Here is a 20,899-nt window from a genome sequence, read left to right as displayed (position 1 = left end):
AGCCGCTCCGCCACGTCACCGACCTCCTCGACTCCCTCGTCGAGGTGCAACGAAGGGAACCACCCGCATGTCCATCGTCGTCACCGGCGCCACCGGCCACCTCGGCCGCCTGGCCGTGAAGGCCCTTCTGGAGCGCGGCGTGCCCGCCGAGCAGATCGTCGCCACCGGCCGGCGCGTCGAGGCGCTCGCGGACCTGCAGGACCGCGGCGTCACCGTCCGCCGCGCCGACTACACCGACCCCGAGTCCCTCCGGGCCGCGTTCGCCGGCGCGGAGAAGGTGCTGCTGGTCTCCAGCAGCGAGGTCGGCCAGCGGTTGGAGCAGCACCGCAACGTCATAGCCGCGGCCAAGGAAGCCGGCGTGCGTCTGATCGCGTACACCAGCTTCCCCCACGCCGACACCTCGACCCTGCCGCTGGCGGCCGAGCACCTCGCCACCGAGCGCGCTCTGGCCGAGTCGGGGGTGCCGCACGTGATCCTGCGCAACGGCTGGTACATCGAGAACTACACCGGCCAGCTCGCCACCTACCTGGAGCACGGCATCGTCGGCTCGGCGGGCAGCGGCAAGGTCAGCGCCGCGACGCGGGCCGACTTCGCCGAGGCAGCGGCTGCCGTCCTGACCCAGGACGGTCACGAGGGCGCGGTCTACGAGCTCGGCGGCGAGGCGTTCACGATGCCTGAGCTCGCCGCTGCTGTCTCCACGGCCACGGGCAGGGACGTCGCCTACACCGACGTGCCCGTCGAGCAGTACGCGCAGATCCTGGTCGCCGCAGGGCTGCCCGAGCCGGCCGCGGCACTGTTCGCGGACTTCGACCGGGCCGTGGCCGACGGGGAGCACCACGTCGGCAACGACCTGGAGAAGCTCATCGGACGTACACCGACCCCGCTGACAGAGGCCATCGCGGCAGCCGCTCGCTGACGCCGGCGCCGGCCCCTCGCTTCCCTCAGGCCAGGAGTCGTCAGTCGCACGGGCGTCTGGCGCTCGGGGCGTCCTGCTCGGTCGGCACATCGGATCCCACGGAGGCTCCTCCACTTGCTGTCGAGACCGGGAACGCGACGACGGGCGCTCGTGGACGGGGCCGGCGCTCGGGACGTCGGTGCACGGGTGCCGGGGACCATCTACCCGGGAGACGCTGTCGCGGCGGCTCCCGGGTCGGGGCCCCGGCCGGGCACGGACGGTGTCGCCGGCGCCGCATGCCCGTCCCGGTCCCGAGCAGAGGGCACGTCGCGGCCGGCGGGTGCCCTGGAGTCGCCGCCGGTGGGGGACTGCGACCGGCGAGGACACCCAGCATGACCGCGGGAGGAGCCCTGGCAGGAAGACGGCAGTGGCTCGCGCAGCACCCGCGGCTCGCGGACGCGGGCCTCGCGGCGCTGCTCGCCCTGCTCGTCCTCCCGACCCTCGTCGTCCGGAGTCCGGAGTTCCCGGGGGAGCCGGACGGCTGGACCGTCCTCCTGTTGGCCCTCAGCGCGGCCGCCCTCGTCGTTCGGCGGGAACGGCCGCTGCGGGTCTGGGCCATCGGGTTGGCCGCCGGGGTCGCCGGTGTGCTGCAGAGCGACGGCAGCATCGCCCTGGCGGCCGCCACCTGCGTCGCCCTGTACACGATCGGCAGCCGGCTGCCGCTGCGCACCGCGGTCCTCGCCAGCCTGCTCTCCGGAGCTTGCTACACGCTCGCCGCGGTCGTGGCCGAGGGGGACTGGCTCGACGATCGCGGCGTCCCGGGGGTGCAGACCGTCGCGTGGTCGGCCGCTGCCGCGGCGATCGGGGTCGCGGTGCGCAGTTCCCGGGCGGCGCTGGGAGCGGCGGAGGCCCGGGCTCTGCAGGCCGAGCTCACGCGTGAGGAGGAGGCCGAGCGCCGGGTCAGCGACGAGCGGCTGCGCATCGCCCGCGAGCTGCACGACGTCCTGGCCCACCACATCTCCGTGGTCAACGTCCAGGCCGGGGTGGCGCGCCACCTCCTGGACGCCGACCCCCAGCAAGCCCGAGCGGCACTCGACCTCGTGCGCGAGGCCAGCAGGACCGTGCTGTCGGAGATGTCCACGGTCGTGGGACTGCTCCGTACCTCGGACGAGGGCGCCCCGACCGAGCCGACACCGGGCATGGCGCGGGTCGGCGAGCTCGTGGACTCGATCCGCCGGGCCGGGCTGGACGTGACCTGGTCGGTCAGCGGCGAGCTGGACGGGCTCGCCGCGATCGAGGACCTGACCGCGTACCGGGTGGTCCAGGAGGCCTTGACCAACGCCCTGAGGTACGGGACCGGCGCGGCCACGATGGTCCTGGACAGCCGACCGGAGGGTGTGGGCATCGAGGTGCGCAACCCGGTGGGGCGGGACGACGGACACCGGTCCGGCGGCGGGCACGGGCTGATCGGCATGCGGGAACGCGTCGACGCCGTCGGCGGCAGGCTCGTCACCGGGCCGGGACCGGGTGGTTCCTACCGCGTCTCGGCCTTCATCCCGCGGAGCCCGGCATGACGATCCGCGTTCTGCTCGCCGACGACCAGGTGCTCATCCGGTCCGGCTTCGCCGCCCTCATCAACAGCGCCGACGACCTCGAGGTGGTCGGCGAGGCGGGCGACGGCGCCGAGGCCGTGCGCCAGGCCGGCGCGCTGCTGCCGGACGTCGTCCTCATGGACATCCGCATGCCGGGCGTGGACGGGCTGACGGCGGCCCGGCAGATCACCGCCGCCCCCGGCCTCTCCGAGGTCCGGGTCATCGTGCTGACCACGTTCGAGGCCGACGAGTACGTCCTCGAGGCGCTGCGGTCGGGGGCGAGCGGGTTCCTGGGCAAGAGCGTCGAGCCGGAGGACCTGCTCGATGCCATCCGGGTGGTCGCGGCCGGCGAGGCGCTGCTGTCCCCCCGGGCCACCCGCGGCCTCATCGCCCGCTTCCTGGCCGAGCCCAGCCACGACGGGCCGGACGCCGACGACGGCGCACTCGACGTCCTGACCGACCGGGAGCGCGAGATGGTCACGCTGGTCGCGTACGGCCTGACCAACGAGGACATCGCCGCGCGCCTGCACCTGTCGCCGCTGACGGTCAAGACCCACGTCAACCGGGCCATGAGCAAGCTGGGCGTACGCGACCGGGCCCAGCTGGTCGTCCTCGCCTACCAGACCGGCCTCGTCCGGGCGGGCACCGCCGACCCGAGCTGACGGCGCGTCCGGCGCCTACTGCGAGCGCAGTAGGCGCAAGCCGTGGGAGAGCCTGCGTACGGATGACGACTGAACCCCCTCGCCCGCTGGATACTTGCCGTATCAACCAACGTCCGGGGAGCGACCAATGCTCGAACTGCACAACCTCACCAAGCGCTACGGCGACGTCGTCGCTGTGGACGACCTGACCTTCGACGTCCGACCCGGGATCGTGACCGGGTTCCTGGGGCCCAACGGGGCCGGGAAGTCGACCACGATGCGGATGGTCCTGGGGCTGGACCGGCCGACGTCGGGATCGGTGGCCGTCAACGGGCGGGACTACCGGACGTCGAGGGCGCCGCTGCACGAGATCGGCGCACTGCTGGACGGCAAGGCCGTCGACAAGGGGCGCTCGGCCCGCAACCACCTGCTGGCCCTGGGGGCCACGGTGGGCGTCGGGGCGCGCCGGGTGGACGAGCTGCTGGACACCGTCGGCCTGACCGAGGTCGCGCACAAGCCGGCGGGTTCGTTCTCCCTGGGCATGGGTCAGCGGCTGGGCATCGCCTCGGCGCTGCTGGCCGACCCGTCCATCGTGATGCTCGACGAGCCGGTGAACGGCCTGGATCCCGATGGCATCCTGTGGGTGCGCAGCTTCCTGCGGTCCCTGGCCGCCGAGGGGCGCACGGTGTTCCTGTCCTCGCACCTGATGAGCGAGATGGAGCTGACCGCCGACCACCTGATCGTCGTCGGCCGGGGCCGGCTGATCCGGGACGTGTCGATGGCGGAGTTCATCGCCTCGGCGTGGAGCGACAAGGTCCGGGTCGTCTCCCCGGAGGCCACCGCGCTGGCCGGCCTGGTGGCGGCGCCCGGGGTGACCGTGACGTCGTCCTCACCGACCGAGCTGGAGATCGAGGGCGTGCCGGCCGCCGACATCGGTGACCTCGCTGCCCGCCACGGCCTGCCGCTGCACGCCCTGATCCCGCTGCACCCCTCCCTGGAGGAGGCCTTCATGGAGCTGACGAAGGAGTCGGTGCAGTACCACGGCCGCACCGACGGCGCGCTCCTCACCACCGCGGCGGCGGCCCGATGACCGCCACCGTGCCCGACTCCGTCCCGACCACGACGACCCGCGACAAGGCGGCGCTCACCATGACCACCTCCCTCGACACGACCACCACCTCCCCGGCGTCCGCGCCTCACCGGCACCGTGCCGGCGCGTCGGCCGGGTACCGCATCACCCTGGCGCGGGTGATCAGGGCCGAGTGGATCAAGCTGCGCACGCTGCGCTCGACGTGGACCATGCTGGCCGCGGTGCTGGCGACCATCGTCGGGATCGGGGCCATCGCCGCAGGCAGCGCGACCGGCGCCGTCGAGGGGCCTGCCGACGGCGGCGGGCCGGGTGGGGGTGATGCGCTCTCCACCGTGCTCGCCGGCTCAGGGCTCGCCGTCGTCCTCGTCGGCGTCCTCGGTGTCCTGATCGGCGCCCGGGAGTACTCCTCCGGCGTCATCCGGAGCTACCTGGCGGCGGTGCCCGCGCGCCTGCCGGTGCTCTGGGCCAAGGTGGTCGCGCTGCTGCTGGCCGTGGTCCCGGTCGTCCTGGCCGGTGTCTTCGCGGCCTTCGCGGTGGGCACGGCCGTGCTGGAGGCCGGCGGCGTCCCCAGCGTGTCGTGGAGCGATCCCGGGACCCCGCGGGTCGTGCTGGGCACCGCCGGCTACCTCGCCGGCATCGCCCTGATCGGTCTGGTTCTCGGCGTGCTCCTGCGGAGCACTGCGGGCGCCATCAGCGCCCTGCTCGCGGGTGTCCTCGTCCTGCCGACCCTCGCCGGCGCGCTCCTGCCCGACGCCTGGGACGGCGTGCTGAAGTACCTGCCGTCCAATGCCGCCTCGGCCTTCACGTCCGCCGTGCCACCGGAGTCGATGCTCAGCGCGGGGACAGGGGCTGCGGTCTTCGTCGCCTGGATCGTGGTGGGTCTCGCCGGAGCAGCCGTCGCCCTCGCGCGTCGCGACGCCTGATCGGTGCCCGGTCGGGTGCCGCCCGTGGGCAGCGGGCGGCCCCGACGTTCGCCGGCCGGCGCGCCGACGTCCTACGACGCTTGACGGCACAACCATCTATCGGCTAGCCTCACTTGCGTCATCAAGTGAATGCCGCGTCCGCGAGGCACAGGCCGACGTCGCCGTCGCCCTCACCCGCCAGGACCGACCGGCACGCGACCCACCCCCTGGACCTGGAGAACCGCCATGACCACCACCCTGACCAACGGCACCCGCACGGTGTCCTGGAAGAACACCGCCGTCGCTGCGGCCATCGGCGCCGTCGGGGCGCTCGTGATCAACAGCGTGATCGCCCTGCTCGCGAAGGCGGTCTTCGACATCCCCGACGAGTTCCAGCCGCTCACCCTGCCGGTGTACGGCTTCCTGACCGTCGTGGGCGCGATCATCGGCGCCGTCGTCTGGCACCTGATCGTCGCGCGCAGCCGCAACGCCTCGGGCCTGCTCGCCGTGCTCGTCCCCACGGTGGTCGTGCTCTCGCTCATCCCGGACGTCATGCTCCTCGTCAGCGAGTCCCAGCCGGGGACCACGACCGCCGGCGTCCTCGCGCTGATGCTCATGCACGTCGGAACCGCTGTCGCGGCCGTGCCGGCCTACCGCCGGTTCATCCCGCCGCAGTCCTGACCCACTCTTCCGCCCGGGCCCGCCGTCGGCGGCCCGAGCACACCGGCGCCCCGGACCCGCATCGAGCGGGGCCGGGGCGTCCGTCGTCCCGGAGGCGGTGGCGACCGGACCCGCCACCCCCGCTCACCGCGGAGCGGAACGGTCCCCGGTAGACGGGTCCTGGTCGTCGTAGTCGGCCGCGACACGGCCGACGACCATGCCGACCGCGTTCCGCCCCGCCGCCTCGTGCAGCGGGTGGCGGAGGTAGGCGGCCAGAGCGGCGGCGTCGCTGAACTCAGCCTCCATGACGAGGTCCCAGGCCTGCTCCCTGTCGATCGTCGGGTGCACGTGGAGCGAGTGCAGGCCCTCGATGCGGCCGACCAGAGCCGTGAGGCTGTCGCGGATGACGCCCACTTGTCGATCCCGTTCGGCAGGGGTCGTTGCGGACAGCCTCCAGAAGACGACGTGTCGAACGCTCATCTCATGCCTCGTCCCCATCCGTCTCTTGCCGAGGGATCGGACCGCCCATGGAGGTGCCGGCCGGCAGGACGTCGTCATGCTCTCGGACGTGCTGGGCGTCTCGATGCCGGTGGCGATGATCGACCACCGCACCGGTGACACCTCGACCGAGTCGGCGGTGCTCGGTCCGTTCCACATGGTCCGGTCCCCGAGTCGGGAGCTCGGTGACGACATCGACCTCGACGGCAAGGGCACCCCGTGCCTGGTGTCGGGGCAGGTCAGCGGCCCGGACGCTCTGCTCCCGCCGTCCTGGAGGTGGCCGTCGGCGACGCCGGTGACGCGGCCGATCAGTCGGCGTCGGGCGTCGGCAGGGTCGGCGGGCCCCCGGCGGGCTGGGCGACCTCGCTGATCCGGGTGGCGATCTCCTGCAGCTGGCGCACCTGGGTCCTGGTCAGCGGGTCGAAGACCAGCCGACGCACCTCGGCGACGTGACCGGGGGCGGTGGCGACGAGCTTCTCCCAGCCGGCGTCGGTGAGCACGGCAAGGGTGGAGCGGCCGTCCTCGGGATCGGGTCGGCGGGTCACCCACCCGTGTCGGTCCAGCCGGTCGACGGTCCGGGACAGCCGGGTCAGTGAGCCGTTGGCGAGGGCGGCCACCTCCTTCATCCGCCGGGTGTGCTGCGAGGACATGGAGAGCATCGCCATCACCTGGTACTCGAAGTGGCTGAGGCCGGCGTCGCGCTGCAGTTGGGCGTCGATCGCATCGGGCAGCCAGGTGACCATCGCGTGGACGGCCAGCCAGGTCTGCTGCTCCTCCGCGGTCAGCCACCGCGGCTCCTCCACTGGTCCAGTCCCCACGGGTTCCTCCTCGCCTTGGCGGCGTCCCCAGGAAACGCCGGTGAATTGACTTGACGTAGCAAGTATCAGACCACTATCGTCGCTTGCAGTTGCAAGTAAACCAGATGAGGGAGTCCGAACGTGAACGTCGTCTTGTGGATCATCGCCGGGCTGCTGGCCGTGGCCTTCCTGGGCGCGGGGCTGATGAAGCTCAGCCAGGAGCGGAAGAAGATCGTCGACTCCGGCATGGGCTGGGCCGAGGACGTCAGCGATGGCGGGGTCAAGGCGATCGGCGCGCTGGAGGTCCTGGGCGCGCTGGGCCTGATCTTGCCGGCGCTGTTCGACACCGCGACGGTGCTGGTGCCGATCGCCGCGACCGGTCTGGCGCTGCTCATGCTGGGCGCCGCGGTCACCCACGCCCGCCGCAAGGAGCCACAGATGATCGTGGTCAACGTGGTGCTGTTCGCCCTGGCCGTGTTCGTGGCCTGGGGCCGGTTCGGGGAGTGGTCCTTCTGAGCCGCGCCGGGTTCCTGAGTCGTCTCTTCCGCAAGTCGAGCAAGACCAGCACGACCAGCGCGACCAGCACCGCCACCAGCCCCACCACACCCGGATCCCCGAGGAGTTCTGTCATGCGCGCTCTGCACGTCCCCGCCGCCGGTGCCCAGCCCCAGCTCGGCGAGGTCCCCACCCCCCAGCCCACCGAGGGCACGGTCCTGGTCCGGGTGAAGGCCGCCGGCCTGAACCCGATCGACAACGCGATCGCGGCCGGTTTCCTGACCCAGATGGGCCTGCCGCACGAGTACCCGGTCGTGATCGGCCGCGACGCCGCCGGCGTGGTGACCGCCGTGGGCACCGGGGTGGACCATGTCGCCGTCGGTGACGAGGTCCTCGGCCACGTGCTGCTGGCTCCGCCGATCTCGGCCGGCACGCTGGCCGAGTATGCGGTCCTGCCGGCCGCCGCGGTCACCCGCAAGCCGGCCGGGCTGGACTTCACCACCGCCGCGGCCCTGCCGCTGGCCGGTGCCGCCGCGGTCCAGTCGATCGAGGCGATCGACCCGCAGCCGGGTCAGACGGTGCTGGTCAACGGCGCCTCCGGCGGTGTGGGCTCCTTCGCGGTGCAGCTGCTGGCCGCCCGTGGGGTCACCGTGGTCGCGACCGGCAAGCCCGAGGACGCCGACCGGCTCACCGCCCTGGGCGCTGCCCGGGTGATCGACCACACCGCCGGTCCGGTCGCCGACCAGGTCCGCGCCGCCTACCCCGACGGGGTCGACGCGCTGATCAGCCTGTACGGGATGGACCCCTCCGGCACCCCGATCGGCGCCGTCCGTTCCGGCGGGAAGGTCGCCGGTGTCGCGGCGGTGCCGGACGAGGCCACCCTCGCCGCCGCCGGGCTGACCGGCTCGTCCGTGATGGCCATGCCGACCCGCGAGGTGCTGGCTCCGCTGGCCGAGCAGGCCGCGGCCGGGGACCTGACGGTGGCCGTCTCTGACGTGCTGTCCCTCGAGCAGGCCCCCGAGGGCCTGGGCCGGCTTGCCACCGGCGGCGCCGGCGGCAAGCTCGTCGTCACCGTCGAGGACTGACGCCACCGTCGCCGGGCGGGGTCGGCGCGGCCTCGTGGCCGCCGACCTCGCCCGGCGACAGCAGTTGCCCCTCGGCCGGCCGTCCAGGACGGCGCGCGTGCATCCGGGCCCTCGCTGTCCGCGCCGAGGACGCCGGTGTGGCGTCGGCCGCGGTGGACACCGTCCAGCAGATCGGTGGCTCGATCGCGACCGCGGCTGAGTGCGATCGCTGCGTCCGCCGCCGCGGACGCGTTGACCGGGGCCGACCCCTCGGAGCCGGCGGCGCTGGTCGCGGCCTGGGTCCGCAGCTCCACCGGGGAGTCCGCCCGGTCGGCCACCAGTCGGGTGGCGACTGTCGAGAGCACCCGGGCCAGGAGGGCGTCGGTGACGTCGGTCAGGACAGGACTCACGGGAGCGTGCCTCTCGTCGGGGGCTTCTCATCGGGGCGACACGGGACCTCCGCCGTGCCGGGGCACCGGGACGGCGTCGACGGCCGGCCTCCCCGGTCGGCGCGACTGGCGCCATCAGGGAGGTCGGCGTAGGTCCCCTCAGGCTGAGGGGGGCAGGCGCCGACTGCGGTCGGACGCCGTCCCGGCCGGGGGACCGCGCGCGGACGTGCTGGACGGCGACCCGCGGCTCTCGGCCACCATGCGGCGGCGTCGTAGCGGGTGATCCGGGCGGACGGGCTCGAGCGGGGGAGCCGCTCGTCAGTGATCGCTTGCCAGGCGTCGCCAGGTCGAACCGGTGACGGCCCTCCCGATGATCTCCTTCATGATCTCCGTGGTGCCTCCGTAGAGGGTGGCCTGCCGTGAGTCGAGGAGGTCCCGCGCGGCCGGGTTGTCGCGCAGGTAGCCGTAGCCGCCGTACAGCTGCAGGCAGCGGGCCACCACCCGTTGCTGCAGCTCGGTGACCCACCACTTCAGCATGGCGGCGTCGACATCGGTCAGGGTCCCGGCGACGGCCTCACGAAGAGCCTTGTCGACGAAGACCTGAGCCACCTCGATCTCCGTGGCGAGTTCGGCGAGGGTGAACTTGGCGGTCTGCAGTGCCGCCAGCGGCCGACCGAACACCTCGCGCTGGAGGACGTGCTCGCGGGTGTGCGCGAAGGTGTGCTGCATGCCGGCCACTGCCATGATCGCGACGCTGAGCCGCTCCTGGGGCAGGTTGTGCGTCAGGTAGGCGAACCCGCAGTCCTCTTCGCCCAGGAGGTTCGCTCGAGGGACGCGAACCGCGTCGAAGAACAGCTCCGCCGTGTCCTGAGCACCCAGCCCGATCTTGTCCAGCTTCCGCCGCTCGAACCCGGACATGTCCCCCTCGACGACGAACAGGCCGAGCGCGTCGCGTCTCACCGGCGAGCCGACCTTGGCCGCGACGATGATCAGATCGGCGTTCAAGCCGTTGCCGATGAAGATCTTCGATCCGGTCAGCACGTAGTCGTCCCCGTCGCGGACGGCTGTGGTCTGGATGCCCCTCAGATCACTGCCGGCGACGCGTTCGGTCATCGCGATGGCGCTCACCAGCCGACCGCTGCACAGCCCCGGCAACCACCGCTGCTTCTGCTCCGGGGTGCACAGCGTGCCGAGATACGGCGCGACGAGGTCGTTGAGGCCGCCCAGGTTGATCACGAGGGACGGGGCGCCGACCCGGCACAGCTCCTCGACCACCACCGCGTTGTAGCGGAAGTCGCGCAGCCCCCGGCCGCCGTACTGCTCCTCGAGTCCCAGCCCGAGCAGCCCCGCGGCACCGGCGCGCTCGTAGAAGGACCGCTCGACGACGCCGGCGGCCTCCCACTGCGCCAGGTGGGGGACCACCTCCGTCGCCACGAACCGGGCCACGTCGCCACGGAACACGTCGTGCTCGGCCTCGAACACGTCTCGTCTCATCGGATCCTCACTCCTGTTGCTGCCTCTGCGATGTGGCGCCCGGCCCAGCAGTCCTGCGGGATCGGACGATCGAGTCCTCCTCGAGGCGCCGCCTCGCCGCGCACGTCGCACCCGCCGGCGCGGCAGTCCGGCAGGGTCGTGGCACCGCTCGGGGGTCACTGCGGTCTGGGCGGCGTCGACGTCGCCGAGCACCGGGGCCACGGGCGCCGTGCGTGCCCGTCAGGGGAGGCGCGACTGCAGTTCGGCCAGGCGCCGGTGGTACTCCTCGACTCCGGCGAGCTTGACGTGCTCGTAACCGCGTACGAGATCCGGCAGTTCGGCGATCTCCACCGCGAGCGGCAGGGACGTTCCGTCGAGGCGCCGCACGATGCCGTCGATGACGCTGCGGTACTCCTTCACGAGCCCGCGCTCGACCCGGCGCACCTCGGCGTGACCGAACGGGTCCAGACGCGTGCCGCGGACGTGGCGCATGCGGTAGAGCGCCGCGAAGGCAGGCTTGAACCACGGACCGAGCTCGATCTTGTCCTTCATGCCCAGGGCGCGCAGGACCGGCGGGTGCAGCCGGTACGACGCCCGGCTGCCGGGACCGAACTGAGCGGCGAGCCGCTCGTCCATGGCGGAGTCGAGTGCCAGGCGAGCGACCTCGTACTCGTCCTTGTAGGCCATGAGCTTGTACAGGTTCCGGGCGACAGCGTCGGTCAGCTGCGTCGACCCGGGGACGGCCTCGTCCTCTCCCTGCCGCACCTTCTCGACGAAGTCGGCGTAGGCACGGGCGTAGCGGGCGCTCTGGTAGGCCACCAGCTCGGGGATCCGCCGGTCCAGGACGGCCCCGACCTGGCCGTCGGTCCGGACGCGTGACCGCACGCGGTCCACAGCGGCCGGGTCGACGACGCCGGGCACGGTGGCGTGCTCGGCCGGCGCCTCGGGGGCGGAGGCGGTCCCGACGATGACTTGTCGGCCGCGACGGAACGCCGCCAGGTTGTTGTCCACCTTGGTGCCGTTGAGCCGGATCGCCTGCTCGAGGGAGTCAGCGCTGATGGGCAGTGCGCCGGCCTGGTACGCGGCGCCCACCATCACCATGTTCGAGTACTGCTCGTCCCCGAAGCTCTCCTGGGCGACCGCGGCTGCGTCGAGGTAATGAGCGGCGGCGAAGCGGCCGCTGAGTTGCTCCCGGATGCTGCCCTGATCAGGGAACTCGATGCCGGTGTCGACGACCATCTGCCCGGTCGGCACCTCGGCGGTCGAGACGACGGCGACCGTCCGCTCCGGGTGCGCGACCTTGAGGTTCGTCGGGTCCGCGGCGACGAGGCTGTCGCACCCCAGGTAGAGGTCGCACTCGCCGGCGGCGAGCTTGGCGGCACGGTCGGAGGTCTGGACGCTGACCTTGACGTCGGAGACGACGGCGCCACCCTTCTGCGCGACGCCGGTCTGGTCCAGTGCGCGGACGTCGAGCCCGTCGAGGAAGGCCGCCGTGGCGAGCACCTGCCCGACGGTGACGACGCCAGTGCCGCCGACCCCGGTGATGCGCAGGGCGAACTCGTCGGTCCGGACCTTCATCTCGGGCTCGGGCAGCACGGTGTCGTCCGAGGGCAGCGGAGGCCGCTTCGGCCCCACCTTCCCAGGCACCACGGTCATGAACGACGGGCAGTCGCCCTTGAGGCACGAGTAGTCGAGGTTGCATGACGACTGGTGGATCTGGGTCTTGCGTCCGAACTCGGTGTCGACGGGGTGCACCGACATGCAGTTGGACTTCTCGCCGCAGTCGCCGCAGCCCTCGCAGATCCGCTCGTTGATCACCACCCGCTGGACCGGGGTGGGCGTCTGGCCGCGCTTGCGCTTGCGCCGCAGCTCGGCGGCGCACTCCTGGTCGTGCACCACGACCGTGACACCGGGGACGGCGGCGAGCTCGCGCTGGACCTCGAGCAGGTCGTCGCGGTGGCGCACCGAGACGCCCGGCCGGGACAGGACGCCGGCCCTCCGCAGCAGCTTGGTGACCCGCTCAGGCTGCTCCGTGGTGACGACGACGCGGCTGGCGCCCTCGACGACCAGCAACTCGGTGACCCGCTCGACGGTCATGCCCCCGACTGCGTCCTGGCCGCCGGTCATGGCCACGGTGGAGTTGAGCAGCAGCTTGTAGGTCATGTCGGCGCCTGATGCGACGGCCGCACGCACGGCCAGGCTGCCCGAGTGGGCGAATGTGCCGTCGCCGACGTTCTGCACCCAGTGGGGCACGTCGACGAACGGCGACATGCCGATGAAGTGCGCGCCCTCGCCGCCCATCTGGGTCATGCCGACGACCTCGCCGACCTGTTTGTCCGCCATCCCCATGACCATGCCGTGGCAGCCGATGCCGCCGCCGACGACCATGCCGTCGGGCACCTTGGTCGAGGAGTTGTGCGGGCAGCCGGAGCAGAAGTACGGCGTGCGCGGCACGAGGGAGAGCGACAGTCGCGTGCGGGGCCGGTTGACCTCCCACGCGCGGACGGACTCGATGCCGGCCGGCTGCAGGCGGCGGGCGAGCCCCGCGGCGACCAGGTCAGGGTCGAGCTCGTTGGAGGCGCTGAAGAGCCAGGCGCCGGTGTGGTCCCGCTTGCCCACGACGCGCGGGGCGTCCGCGACGCCGTACAGGATCTCCTTGACGGCGGTCTCGAGGTAGGCGCGCTTGTCCTCGACGACCACGATCTCGTCGAGGCCGTCGGCGAACTCGCGGACGATAGTCGGCTCGACCGGGTACACCGCGCCGAGCTTGAGCAGTCGGATGCCGTGACGCTCCAGCTCGTCCGCGCCGAGCCCGAGCTGGTCCAGGGCCTGGCGCAGGTCGAGCCAGGTCTTGCCCGCGGCCACCATGCCGATGCGGGCGCCTGCGCCGGCCCCGCTGATGATGTTGAGACCGCTGCGGCGCAGGTACTCCAACACGATCGGCAGCCGCTTCTCGTGCAGGCTCTGCTCGAGCCCCGCCAGGGCCACGCCCAGCATCCGCGCGTGCGGCTGGTGGGCGTACGCCACCAGCCCGCCGGGCAGGTCGCTCAGGTCCGGCGGCGTCCAGGAGGACGGCACCACTGCCGTGGACGCGCCGTCGGCGACGTTGGTGCCGATCTTCAGGGCGCTCCAGAGGCCACTGGCACGGGAGAGCTCCACCGCGTGCAGCCCGTACAGCAGGATGTCGTGCGAATCGGCGGGGTAGAGGGTCGGCACCTGGAGGTCGGCCAGGCTGTGCTCGGACGAGCACGGGAAGGTCGACGACTTGGCCGACGGGTCGTCGCCGACGAGCGCCACCACGCCGCCGTGCGGAGAGGTGCCGGACATGTTCGCGTGCCGGATCGCATCGGACGCGCGGTCGAGACCCGGCGCCTTGCCGTACCAGATGCCCGTGATGCCCTGGACGTCGGCGTCCCGGAAGGGCACGGTCTGGCCGGCCAGCTGCGTGCCGGCGACCGCAGTGGCCGCCAGCTCCTCGTTGAGGCCGGGCTGGTGGACGACTCCGTTCGGTTCGAGGAGGGTCATCCGCCGCCCGACCTCGAGGTCGTAGCCGGCCAGCGGCGACCCCTCGTAGCCCGAGACGTACAGCGCCGGCTTCTGGCCCCGGACCGCGTCGACCTTCGCGCGGTCGAGCAGCATCCGGACCAGCGCCTGGACACCGGTCAGGTAGATCCGGCCGGAGTCGGCCAGGTACCGGTCCTCCAGGCCGAAGGAGTCGCGTCGGTGCGCCGGGCGCCCGGGGACGCCGACCTGGCTGAGGGTTGCGGTCATCGTTCCTTCTCCTCGGTGCTCACCGGGTGCGTGCTCACAGGACGGCGCTGCCGCGGACGCGGGCGACCAGATCGGACAGGGAGGTGGCCTCGGCCAGCGCCCGGCTCATCTGCGCTTCACCACTCACGAGGCGACGGCATTCGGCGACGACGGCAGGCGCCTCGGCCAGGGGCACGACGCACACGCCGTTGCCGTCGGCGACCACCACGTCGCCGGGGTGCACGCGCGCGCCGGCCAGGTTGACCGGGCCGTTCAGCTCGGCGGTCGCCCACCGGTAGCGGCCGGCCATCGGAGAGGTGCCCCGCGCCCAGACCGGGACCGGCCGGCCGCGCAGCGTCTCCACGTCGCGCACCGCGGCGTCGACGATGACGCCACCGACCCCTGCCACCTCGGCGAAGCCGAGCGAGATGTCGCCCAGGACCGCCGCGTCGACCTGCCCGGCCGCGCTGATGACGGCGACGTCGCCGGGCTCGGCGAGCGCGTAGAGGTCGCGGTCGCCGGCGAGCGCCGGGCTGCCCAGCCGGCGGTGGGTGGCCGGGACGCCGCCGTACGGCTCGTACCGGAGGGTCACCGCCTGGCCGCACACGCGCTGGCCGGCCGCGATCGGCGGGAGCTGCGTGCCGGGGACGACCGACCCGACACCCAGGGCGTCGAGCGCGTCGGCGACCAGACAGGTCACATCCGTCTGATCGCGCAGGAAGTCGAGATCGGCCGGGTCCAGCCGAGGGAAGCCCACCTGCGTGATCAGGGTCTCAGGCACTCCGCCGAAGAGCCGGGGACGCAACTCCTCCAGTCCCGGCACGGCCGACTCAGCCACGGGTGGTCTGTGGGAAGCCGGGGTGACGCCGAGCCTCGAAGTCGTCGACGGCGTCGAGGTAGCGCTCCGTGACGGCGATGTCGTCGAGACCGTTGAGCAACCGGAAGCGGGTGTCGTCGTCGATCTCGAAGGCCACCGAGATCCCCGGCGCCGTGACGCGGCGCTCGACGAGGTCGACGGTGACGAGCGTGCTCGGGTCGTCCTCGGCCATGGTCCACAGCTGCTCGATCACAGCCTGGTCGAGCACCACCGGGAGCAGCCCCCGCTTGGGCGCGTTGCCGCGGAAGATGTCACCGAAGCGGGGCGACAGCACGGCCTTGAAGCCGTAGTCCTGCAGCGCCCAGACCGCGTACTCCCGGGACGAGCCGGTGGCGAAGTCCGCGCCGACCACCAGGATGTCCGCGCCCTGGTAGGCCGGTTGGTTCAGCACGAAGTCCGGTTCCTGGTCGCGCCAGTTGCCGAACAGGGCTCGGGCGTACCCGGTGCGCGACGTGGCGTTCCGCCCGAAGCGGCCGGGAAAGATCTGGTCGGTGTCGACGTCGGAGCGGCGCAGTGGGACGACGCGGCCGGTGTGGACGGTGAAGGCATCCATGGCTCAGTTCTCCAGATCGGCGGGGCTGGCCAGGCGACCGGCGACCGCACTGGCCGCGGCGACCTCGGGCGAGACGACGTGCGTGCGGGCACCAGGACCCTGGCGGCCCTCGAAGTTGCGGTTGCTGGTCGACGCCGACCGCTGGCCCGGCTGGAGCATGTCCTCGTTGAGGGCGCAGCACATCGAGCAGCCGGCACCCGGTTGCAGCTTCACGCCGGCCTCGTTGAAGACCTGCTCGAGCCCCTCGTCGACGGCCTGTGCGCGGACCGTGGCGGAGCCGGGGACGAGCAGCACGTCGACGCCGTCGGCGACCTTGCGGCCGCGGAGGACCGTGGCGGCCGCACGCAGGTCCTCGATCCGGCCGTTGGTGCACGACCCGATGAAGACGGCGTCGATGGGGATGTCGCGCATGGCGGTACCGGGCGTGAGGTCCATGTACTCGTGTGCGCGGGCGGCCGCGCGGCGGCTCTTGTCATCGGTGAAGTCGTCCACCGAGGGCACCCGACCGCCCAGGGGGACGCTCTGGGCGGGGTTGATGCCCCAGGTGACGAACGGGGTGAGCGCGGAGCCGTCGATCACCACGCTCTTGTCGAAGACCGCGTCCGGGTCCGTGCGCATCTCCCGCCAGCGCGCGAGTTCGGAGTCCCACTGGTCCCCTGCGGGTGCGTGGGGACGCCCCTTCAGGTAGGCGTACGTGGTCTCGTCAGGGGCGACCAGGCCGGCCCGGGAGCCGGCCTCGACCGCCATGTTGCACACGGTCATCCGGCCCTCCATCGACATGTCCTCGATGACCTGACCGCGGAACTCCATGACGTGGCCGACCCCACCGCCGGTGCCGACCTCGTTGATCAGCGCCAGGACGACGTCCTTCGGGGTCACCCCGGGCGCCAGCTGCCCGGTGATGGTGACGCTCATGTTCTTCATCGGCTGCATGCTCAGGGTCTGGGTCGCCAGCACGTGCTCCACCTGGCTGGTCCCGATGCCGAAGGCCAGCGTGCCGAAGGCGCCGTGGGTGGTGGTGTGGGAGTCGCAGCAGACGATGGTCATGCCCGGCTGGGCCAGGCCCAGCTCCGGACCGATGACGTGGACGATGCCCTGTCGGGCATGGCCCAGCGGGTACATCGGGATGCCGAACTCCTCGCAGTTGGAGCGCATCACCTCCATCTGGCGGCGGCGGTGCAGCTCGTTGAGAGAGACCCGATCGACCGAGGTCGGCGTCGCGTGGTCCTCGGTCCCCAGCGTGAGGTCGGGTCGTCGAACGCGGCGGCCGGCCTCGCGCAGCCCCTCGAAGGCCGGCGGGGTGTTGACCTCGTGGAGCAGGTGCAGATCGATGTAGAGCAGGTCCGGTTCGCCCTCGGCGCGGCGGACCACGTGCTCGTGCCAGATCTTGTCGGCGAGCGTCTGAGCCATGGAGAGTCCCTGGTGTCGAGGAGTCAGCGGGTGCCAAAATATAGGAAGTTGTTCCCAAGTGTCGGGAACACGGTAAGCCCATCGTGAGCCCGGGCACAAGACGCTGATCGTCCCCGCAGGTCAGTGCTGGGTCCGGCCGCACGTGATCGCGCGACCGGCGTCGACCCGCTCAGCCGGCGACCGAGGCTGTGGCGGCCCCGGTTCCTCGCATGTCTCGCTCGTGGCCGAGATCGGCCTGGGTCCCACCCTTGTGGAGGGTCTCGACGGCCGCTATGGTCCCGATCACATCCCACATTCTGGCGGGCCGCTCCCAAACCTTGGGAAGCCGCAGACGTGACAACACGGACCCGCAGCGCGGTCACGAGCGTCGGCCCCATCCTCGAGGAGGACCTGTCTTGGTTTACCTGATCTCGATCGCGGCGCTGGTGGCGGTCTTCGCCATCGCGACCGTGCGGCCCATCAACATGGGCATCCTCGCGTTCCTCGCGGCCTTCGGCGTCGGGGGCCTGGTGTCGGGCCTCTCGATGGAGGAGATCCAGGACTCCTTCCCCGGCGACTTCTTCTTCGTCGCGTTCGGCATCACGCTGCTTTTCGGCCTGGCCCGCGCCAACGGCTCCCTCGACGTGATCATGCAGAAGTGTCTGAAGCTCGTCCGGGGCAGGCGCTGGGCGATCGTCTGGATGATGTTCCTGCTCGCGGCCGCCCTCATGGCGCTCGGCTCCGTCCTGGCCGTGGCGATGCTCGCTCCCATCGCCATGCCCATCGCGAAGCGCTACGACATCAAACCGCTGCTCATGGGGATGATGCTCAGCCACGGCATGCTGGGAACGGCCTTCTCGCCGATCACCGTCTACTCCGTGGGCATCCAGGAACTGCTCGACGGGGCGGGGATCACCGTCTCACCGGTGGCCCTCTTCTTCGTGCCGTTCCTGCTCAACCTGTTCCTCGCTGCGATCGCCTTCACGTTCCTCGGTGGACGTGACCTGTTCCGCAAGCAGACCGTCGTCGAGGACGACCTGGAGCTCGCGGCGGTCGGTGCCGGCGGCATCACCAGGCCGTCCACGGGCGACGCCGGCACCAGCGGCAGCGCGGCCGCCGGCGGTCACGGGATCGCCGAGGTGGCCGGCCGCCCGCGTGGCACCGGCCCCGCCTCGGTGGCGCCGGAGTCCATGCTGCTGGCGCAGCACACGGTCGTGACCTACGAGCACTGGATCACCTTCGCCGCGATCGCCGGACTGCTGGCGGCCGCCCTGTTCGGCATCGACGTGGGCGTCTCCGCCACCTGCATCGGCGCCGTGCTGCTGCTCGCCTTCCCGCGCCACGTCGAGGCCACCATGAAGGCCGTCTCCTGGCAGGCCGTGCTCCTCGTCTGCGGCGTCGTCACCTACATGAGCGTGCTCAGCGCCAACGGCACCATCGACTGGCTCGGCGAGAAGGTCACCGATCTGCCCTGGCCGGTGCTGACGGCGCTCGTGCTGTTCCTCATCGTCGGCGCGATCTCCGCCGTCGGGTCGTCCTTCGGCATCATCCTGATCGCCCTGCCGTTGGCGATGCCTCTGCTCGAGGCCGGCCACTTCTCGGTCGCGGCCTTCATCATCGCCCTGGCTTTCAGCGCCACCGTCGTCGACGTCAGCCCCTTCTCCACCAACGGCGTCATCGTGCTGGCCTCCGCGCAGGTGGAGGACAAGCAGCGTTTCCAGAAGCAGATGCTGACGTACTGCGGGTACATCGTCGTGGTCGGTCCACTGCTCGCCTGGCTCCTGCTGGTCGTCCCGACCAGCTTCTGACAGGAGCCGCCGACGGTCTCGGACCCCGGCCGCGCGTCGCCCCTCCCGGGCGCGCGGCCGGGGTCTGTCGCCTCGGTCCACCTGCCCGCTGCGGACGGGCGGATAGGTTCGTGTCATGAGCCCTGTCCACAGCACAGGCGTCGGAGTGCTCGACAAGAGCATGGCGATCGTCGACCTGTGCGAGCGCCAGCCGGCCTCCGCCAGCGACATCGCGCATCAGCTCGACCTGACCGTGTCGACGGCGCACCGCCTCGCTGCGGCCCTCACGGCTCACGGCCTGCTGCAGCGGGACGCCTCGGGTCTCTATCGCCTCGGCCCACGGTTCCTCACCTCGCGGGTCGTCGAGATCGCTCAACCGGTGCTCGACCGGCTGACGCGGGACACCCATGAGAGCAGCCAACTGTGGGTGCTCCGCGGAAAGGACCGCCTGTGCGTGGCGAGCGTGATAACAGAGGCCGAACTACGCGTGGTGATGGACCCGGGGGCCCGGCTACCGCTCGCCGACGGCGGCTCCGCCGCGTTGGCGTTGCAAGGCCGCGTGGGGCCGGAGGGTTGGGCGGAGACCCATTCGACCCGGACGCCGGGACTCGGATCGGTCAGTGCGCCCGTCGTCCTGCGGGGGGAACCGGTCGCGGCGGTGAGCGTGATCGCGCCGCTCCTGCGCATGACGAAGTCGCCGGGCGAGAGCTTCGGCAAGCAGGTCCTCGTCGCGGCGACCGACATCATGCAGCGCCTCGAGGAGTGAGCGGCTCTCCGCCGGCGAGCAGATCGATCCATGGTGAGGAGGTCCTCCGCGGGACGCAGGAGGACCTTGCGGCAGGTCGGCCGAGCCGCAGCTGACCTGTAGCCGAGTCGTCGATACCGGGCCCGACCGTCACGTGCGCCGCCCCGGTCGACAGCCGCACCCCCCGCCGCCGTCCGCCGTCTCCTGAGGCAGACACCAGCACCCGAGAGGAACGACGACCGTGAGCGCCGCCGAAGGGGACGAGGTCCTTGCCCGCAGGTCCTGTGCGGGCGACAGCACTGACGCGCACGCCATGGTCGACACCGACATCTCGCCAGAGGCCGTCGACCCCGCCATGACGACGACGTACGAGGGCAGGTCGCTTGCCCGACCCGGGGAGGAGCTGACCGACCAGGGCCTGACTTTCGACGTGGCCACGCTGGTCAGCCGTCGGCAGGTCCTACGGGTGCTGGGCCTGGGGACCGCCGTCCTCGGCCTCGCGGCCTGCGGCAGCGACTCCTCGTCCACCTCGGCGTCGGGGGAGATCCCCGAGGAGACCGAAGGTCCCTACCCGGGCGATGGGTCCAACGGCCCGGACGTTCTCGAGCAGACCGGCGTGGTCCGGAGCGACATCCGGTCGAGCTTCGGGGGAGCCACAGGCACCGCCGAGGGGGTCCCCATGACCCTGGAGATGGAGATCAAGGACCTCGCCAAGGGCGGGGCGCCGTTCGCTGGTGCCGCTGTGTACGTCTGGCACTGCAGTCGCGAGGGCGGGTACTCCCTGTACTCCGAGGGGATCACCGACGAGAACTACCTGCGCGGGGTCCAGATCGCCGACGCCGAGGGCAAGGTCTCCTTCACGAGCATCTACCCCGCCTGCTACAGCGGGCGCTGGCCACACGTCCACTTCGAGGTCTACAGGGACCAGGCCAGCATCGTCGACGACTCGAAGATCATCGCGACGTCGCAGCTGGCCCTGCCGCAGGACGCGTCGGAGGCCGTCTACGCCGAGACGGGCTACGAGCAATCGGTGGAGAACATGAGCGAGGTGTCCCTCGAGGATGACAACGAGTTCAGCGACGACGGCGGCGTCAGCCAGCTCGCGACGGCGACCGGCGACGTCCGTACGGGCTACACGGTCTCTCTCACGGTGGGCGTCGACACCTCGACCGAGCCTTCCGGGGGCAGGTGGGCCGACCTGTGGGGTCGAGGCTGACGCCTGAGCTCCGCGCGCCCGAGGGCCCGGCGAGACGTCCACGCCGTGCACAGCAGGTCGTTCGGGTCCATGACGCGGCGGCTGCG

Annotated in this window: 18 protein-coding genes; 11 read left to right on the top strand and 7 right to left on the bottom strand. The window is 71.9% G+C overall.

Annotated elements, in window-relative coordinates:
* Positions 1–67 precede the first annotated feature (67 nt).
* From ACWIX6_RS12900 to ACWIX6_RS12875, 6 genes are all read left to right on the top strand, one after another.
* Positions 68–916 (top strand): SDR family oxidoreductase, encoded by an 849-nt coding sequence (locus tag ACWIX6_RS12900; RefSeq protein WP_448612828.1) that lies wholly within the window; start codon positions 68–70, stop codon positions 914–916.
* Positions 917–1,287: 371 nt separating this feature from the next.
* Positions 1,288–2,469 carry a sensor histidine kinase gene (locus ACWIX6_RS12895; RefSeq protein WP_448612827.1) on the top strand — a complete coding sequence of 394 codons (1,182 nt, stop codon included), beginning with the start codon at positions 1,288–1,290 and terminating at the stop codon, positions 2,467–2,469.
* The gene (locus tag ACWIX6_RS12890; protein ID WP_448612826.1) at positions 2,466–3,149 is read left to right on the top strand and encodes a response regulator; all 684 of its coding nucleotides are present in this window, start codon (positions 2,466–2,468) and stop codon (positions 3,147–3,149) included. The genes ACWIX6_RS12895 and ACWIX6_RS12890 overlap by 4 nt, the downstream gene beginning before the upstream one ends.
* 127 nt (positions 3,150–3,276) lie before the next feature.
* Positions 3,277–4,218, top strand: coding sequence for an ABC transporter ATP-binding protein (locus tag ACWIX6_RS12885; RefSeq protein ID WP_448612825.1), 942 nt, complete (start codon positions 3,277–3,279; stop codon positions 4,216–4,218).
* Positions 4,215–5,141 (top strand): hypothetical protein, encoded by a 927-nt coding sequence (locus ACWIX6_RS12880; protein ID WP_448612824.1) that lies wholly within the window; start codon positions 4,215–4,217, stop codon positions 5,139–5,141. Before ACWIX6_RS12885 ends, ACWIX6_RS12880 begins: the two co-directional genes overlap by 4 nt.
* Positions 5,142–5,366: 225 nt before the next feature.
* Positions 5,367–5,801 carry a DUF6069 family protein gene (locus ACWIX6_RS12875; RefSeq protein ID WP_448612823.1) on the top strand — a complete coding sequence of 145 codons (435 nt, stop codon included), beginning with the start codon at positions 5,367–5,369 and terminating at the stop codon, positions 5,799–5,801.
* A 123-nt stretch (positions 5,802–5,924) separates the two neighbouring features.
* Here the strand turns inward: ACWIX6_RS12875 and ACWIX6_RS12870 are convergent, their stop codons facing one another.
* Both ACWIX6_RS12870 and ACWIX6_RS12865 read right to left on the bottom strand, forming a co-directional pair.
* Positions 5,925–6,437 carry a Dabb family protein gene (locus ACWIX6_RS12870; RefSeq protein ID WP_448612822.1) on the bottom strand — a complete coding sequence of 171 codons (513 nt, stop codon included), beginning with the start codon at positions 6,435–6,437 and terminating at the stop codon, positions 5,925–5,927.
* A 149-nt stretch (positions 6,438–6,586) separates the two neighbouring features.
* Complete coding sequence (locus ACWIX6_RS12865) at positions 6,587–7,096, bottom strand: MarR family winged helix-turn-helix transcriptional regulator (protein ID WP_448612821.1); 510 nt, start codon at positions 7,094–7,096, stop codon at positions 6,587–6,589.
* Between the two features lie 120 nt (positions 7,097–7,216).
* On the opposite strand from ACWIX6_RS12865, the gene ACWIX6_RS12860 reads away from it, so the two are divergent.
* Both ACWIX6_RS12860 and ACWIX6_RS12855 read left to right on the top strand, forming a co-directional pair.
* Positions 7,217–7,591 carry a DoxX family protein gene (locus ACWIX6_RS12860; protein WP_448612820.1) on the top strand — a complete coding sequence of 125 codons (375 nt, stop codon included), beginning with the start codon at positions 7,217–7,219 and terminating at the stop codon, positions 7,589–7,591.
* A gap of 113 nt (positions 7,592–7,704) precedes the next feature.
* Complete coding sequence (locus ACWIX6_RS12855; RefSeq protein ID WP_448612819.1) at positions 7,705–8,655, top strand: NADP-dependent oxidoreductase; 951 nt, start codon at positions 7,705–7,707, stop codon at positions 8,653–8,655.
* A gap of 686 nt (positions 8,656–9,341) precedes the next feature.
* Here ACWIX6_RS12855 and ACWIX6_RS12850 read toward each other — a convergent pair.
* Genes ACWIX6_RS12850 through leuC form a run of 5 tightly spaced genes read right to left on the bottom strand, consistent with a single transcriptional unit; the run spans position 9,342 to position 17,086 of the window.
* Positions 9,342–10,718, bottom strand: a complete 1,377-nt coding sequence (locus tag ACWIX6_RS12850) for an acyl-CoA dehydrogenase family protein (protein ID WP_448612818.1) — start codon at positions 10,716–10,718, stop codon at positions 9,342–9,344.
* An 18-nt stretch (positions 10,719–10,736) separates the two neighbouring features.
* Positions 10,737–14,267, bottom strand: coding sequence for an indolepyruvate ferredoxin oxidoreductase family protein (locus ACWIX6_RS12845; protein ID WP_448612817.1), 3,531 nt, complete (start codon positions 14,265–14,267; stop codon positions 10,737–10,739).
* A gap of 34 nt (positions 14,268–14,301) precedes the next feature.
* A complete protein-coding gene (locus ACWIX6_RS12840; RefSeq protein ID WP_448612816.1) occupies positions 14,302–15,084 on the bottom strand; it encodes an RraA family protein in 783 nt (260 codons plus the stop codon).
* Positions 15,077–15,676: a 3-isopropylmalate dehydratase small subunit gene (gene leuD, locus ACWIX6_RS12835; protein ID WP_448612815.1), complete on the bottom strand. Its 600-nt coding sequence runs from the start codon at positions 15,674–15,676 to the stop codon at positions 15,077–15,079. The genes ACWIX6_RS12840 and leuD overlap by 8 nt, the downstream gene beginning before the upstream one ends.
* A gap of 3 nt (positions 15,677–15,679) precedes the next feature.
* Positions 15,680–17,086: a 3-isopropylmalate dehydratase large subunit gene (gene leuC, locus ACWIX6_RS12830; RefSeq protein WP_448612814.1), complete on the bottom strand. Its 1,407-nt coding sequence runs from the start codon at positions 17,084–17,086 to the stop codon at positions 15,680–15,682.
* Between the two features lie 395 nt (positions 17,087–17,481).
* Here leuC and ACWIX6_RS12825 point away from each other — a divergent pair, with 395 nt between their 5' ends.
* The 3 genes from ACWIX6_RS12825 to ACWIX6_RS12815 all read left to right on the top strand — a co-directional run bounded on the left by ACWIX6_RS12825 (position 17,482) and on the right by ACWIX6_RS12815 (position 20,813).
* Entirely contained in the window at positions 17,482–18,873 is a 1,392-nt protein-coding gene (locus tag ACWIX6_RS12825) for an SLC13 family permease (protein ID WP_448612813.1), read from the top strand.
* A 115-nt stretch (positions 18,874–18,988) separates the two neighbouring features.
* Positions 18,989–19,618, top strand: coding sequence for an IclR family transcriptional regulator (locus ACWIX6_RS12820; RefSeq protein ID WP_448612812.1), 630 nt, complete (start codon positions 18,989–18,991; stop codon positions 19,616–19,618).
* Positions 19,619–19,838: 220 nt separating this feature from the next.
* Positions 19,839–20,813: a dioxygenase family protein gene (locus ACWIX6_RS12815; protein ID WP_448612811.1), complete on the top strand. Its 975-nt coding sequence runs from the start codon at positions 19,839–19,841 to the stop codon at positions 20,811–20,813.
* The last annotated feature ends 86 nt before the right edge of the window (positions 20,814–20,899 follow it).

Source organism: Modestobacter sp. URMC 112, from assembly GCF_053502575.1.
The sequence above is the reverse complement of the archived record's forward strand: the minus strand, read 5'-3'. Positions and strand labels throughout refer to the sequence as shown.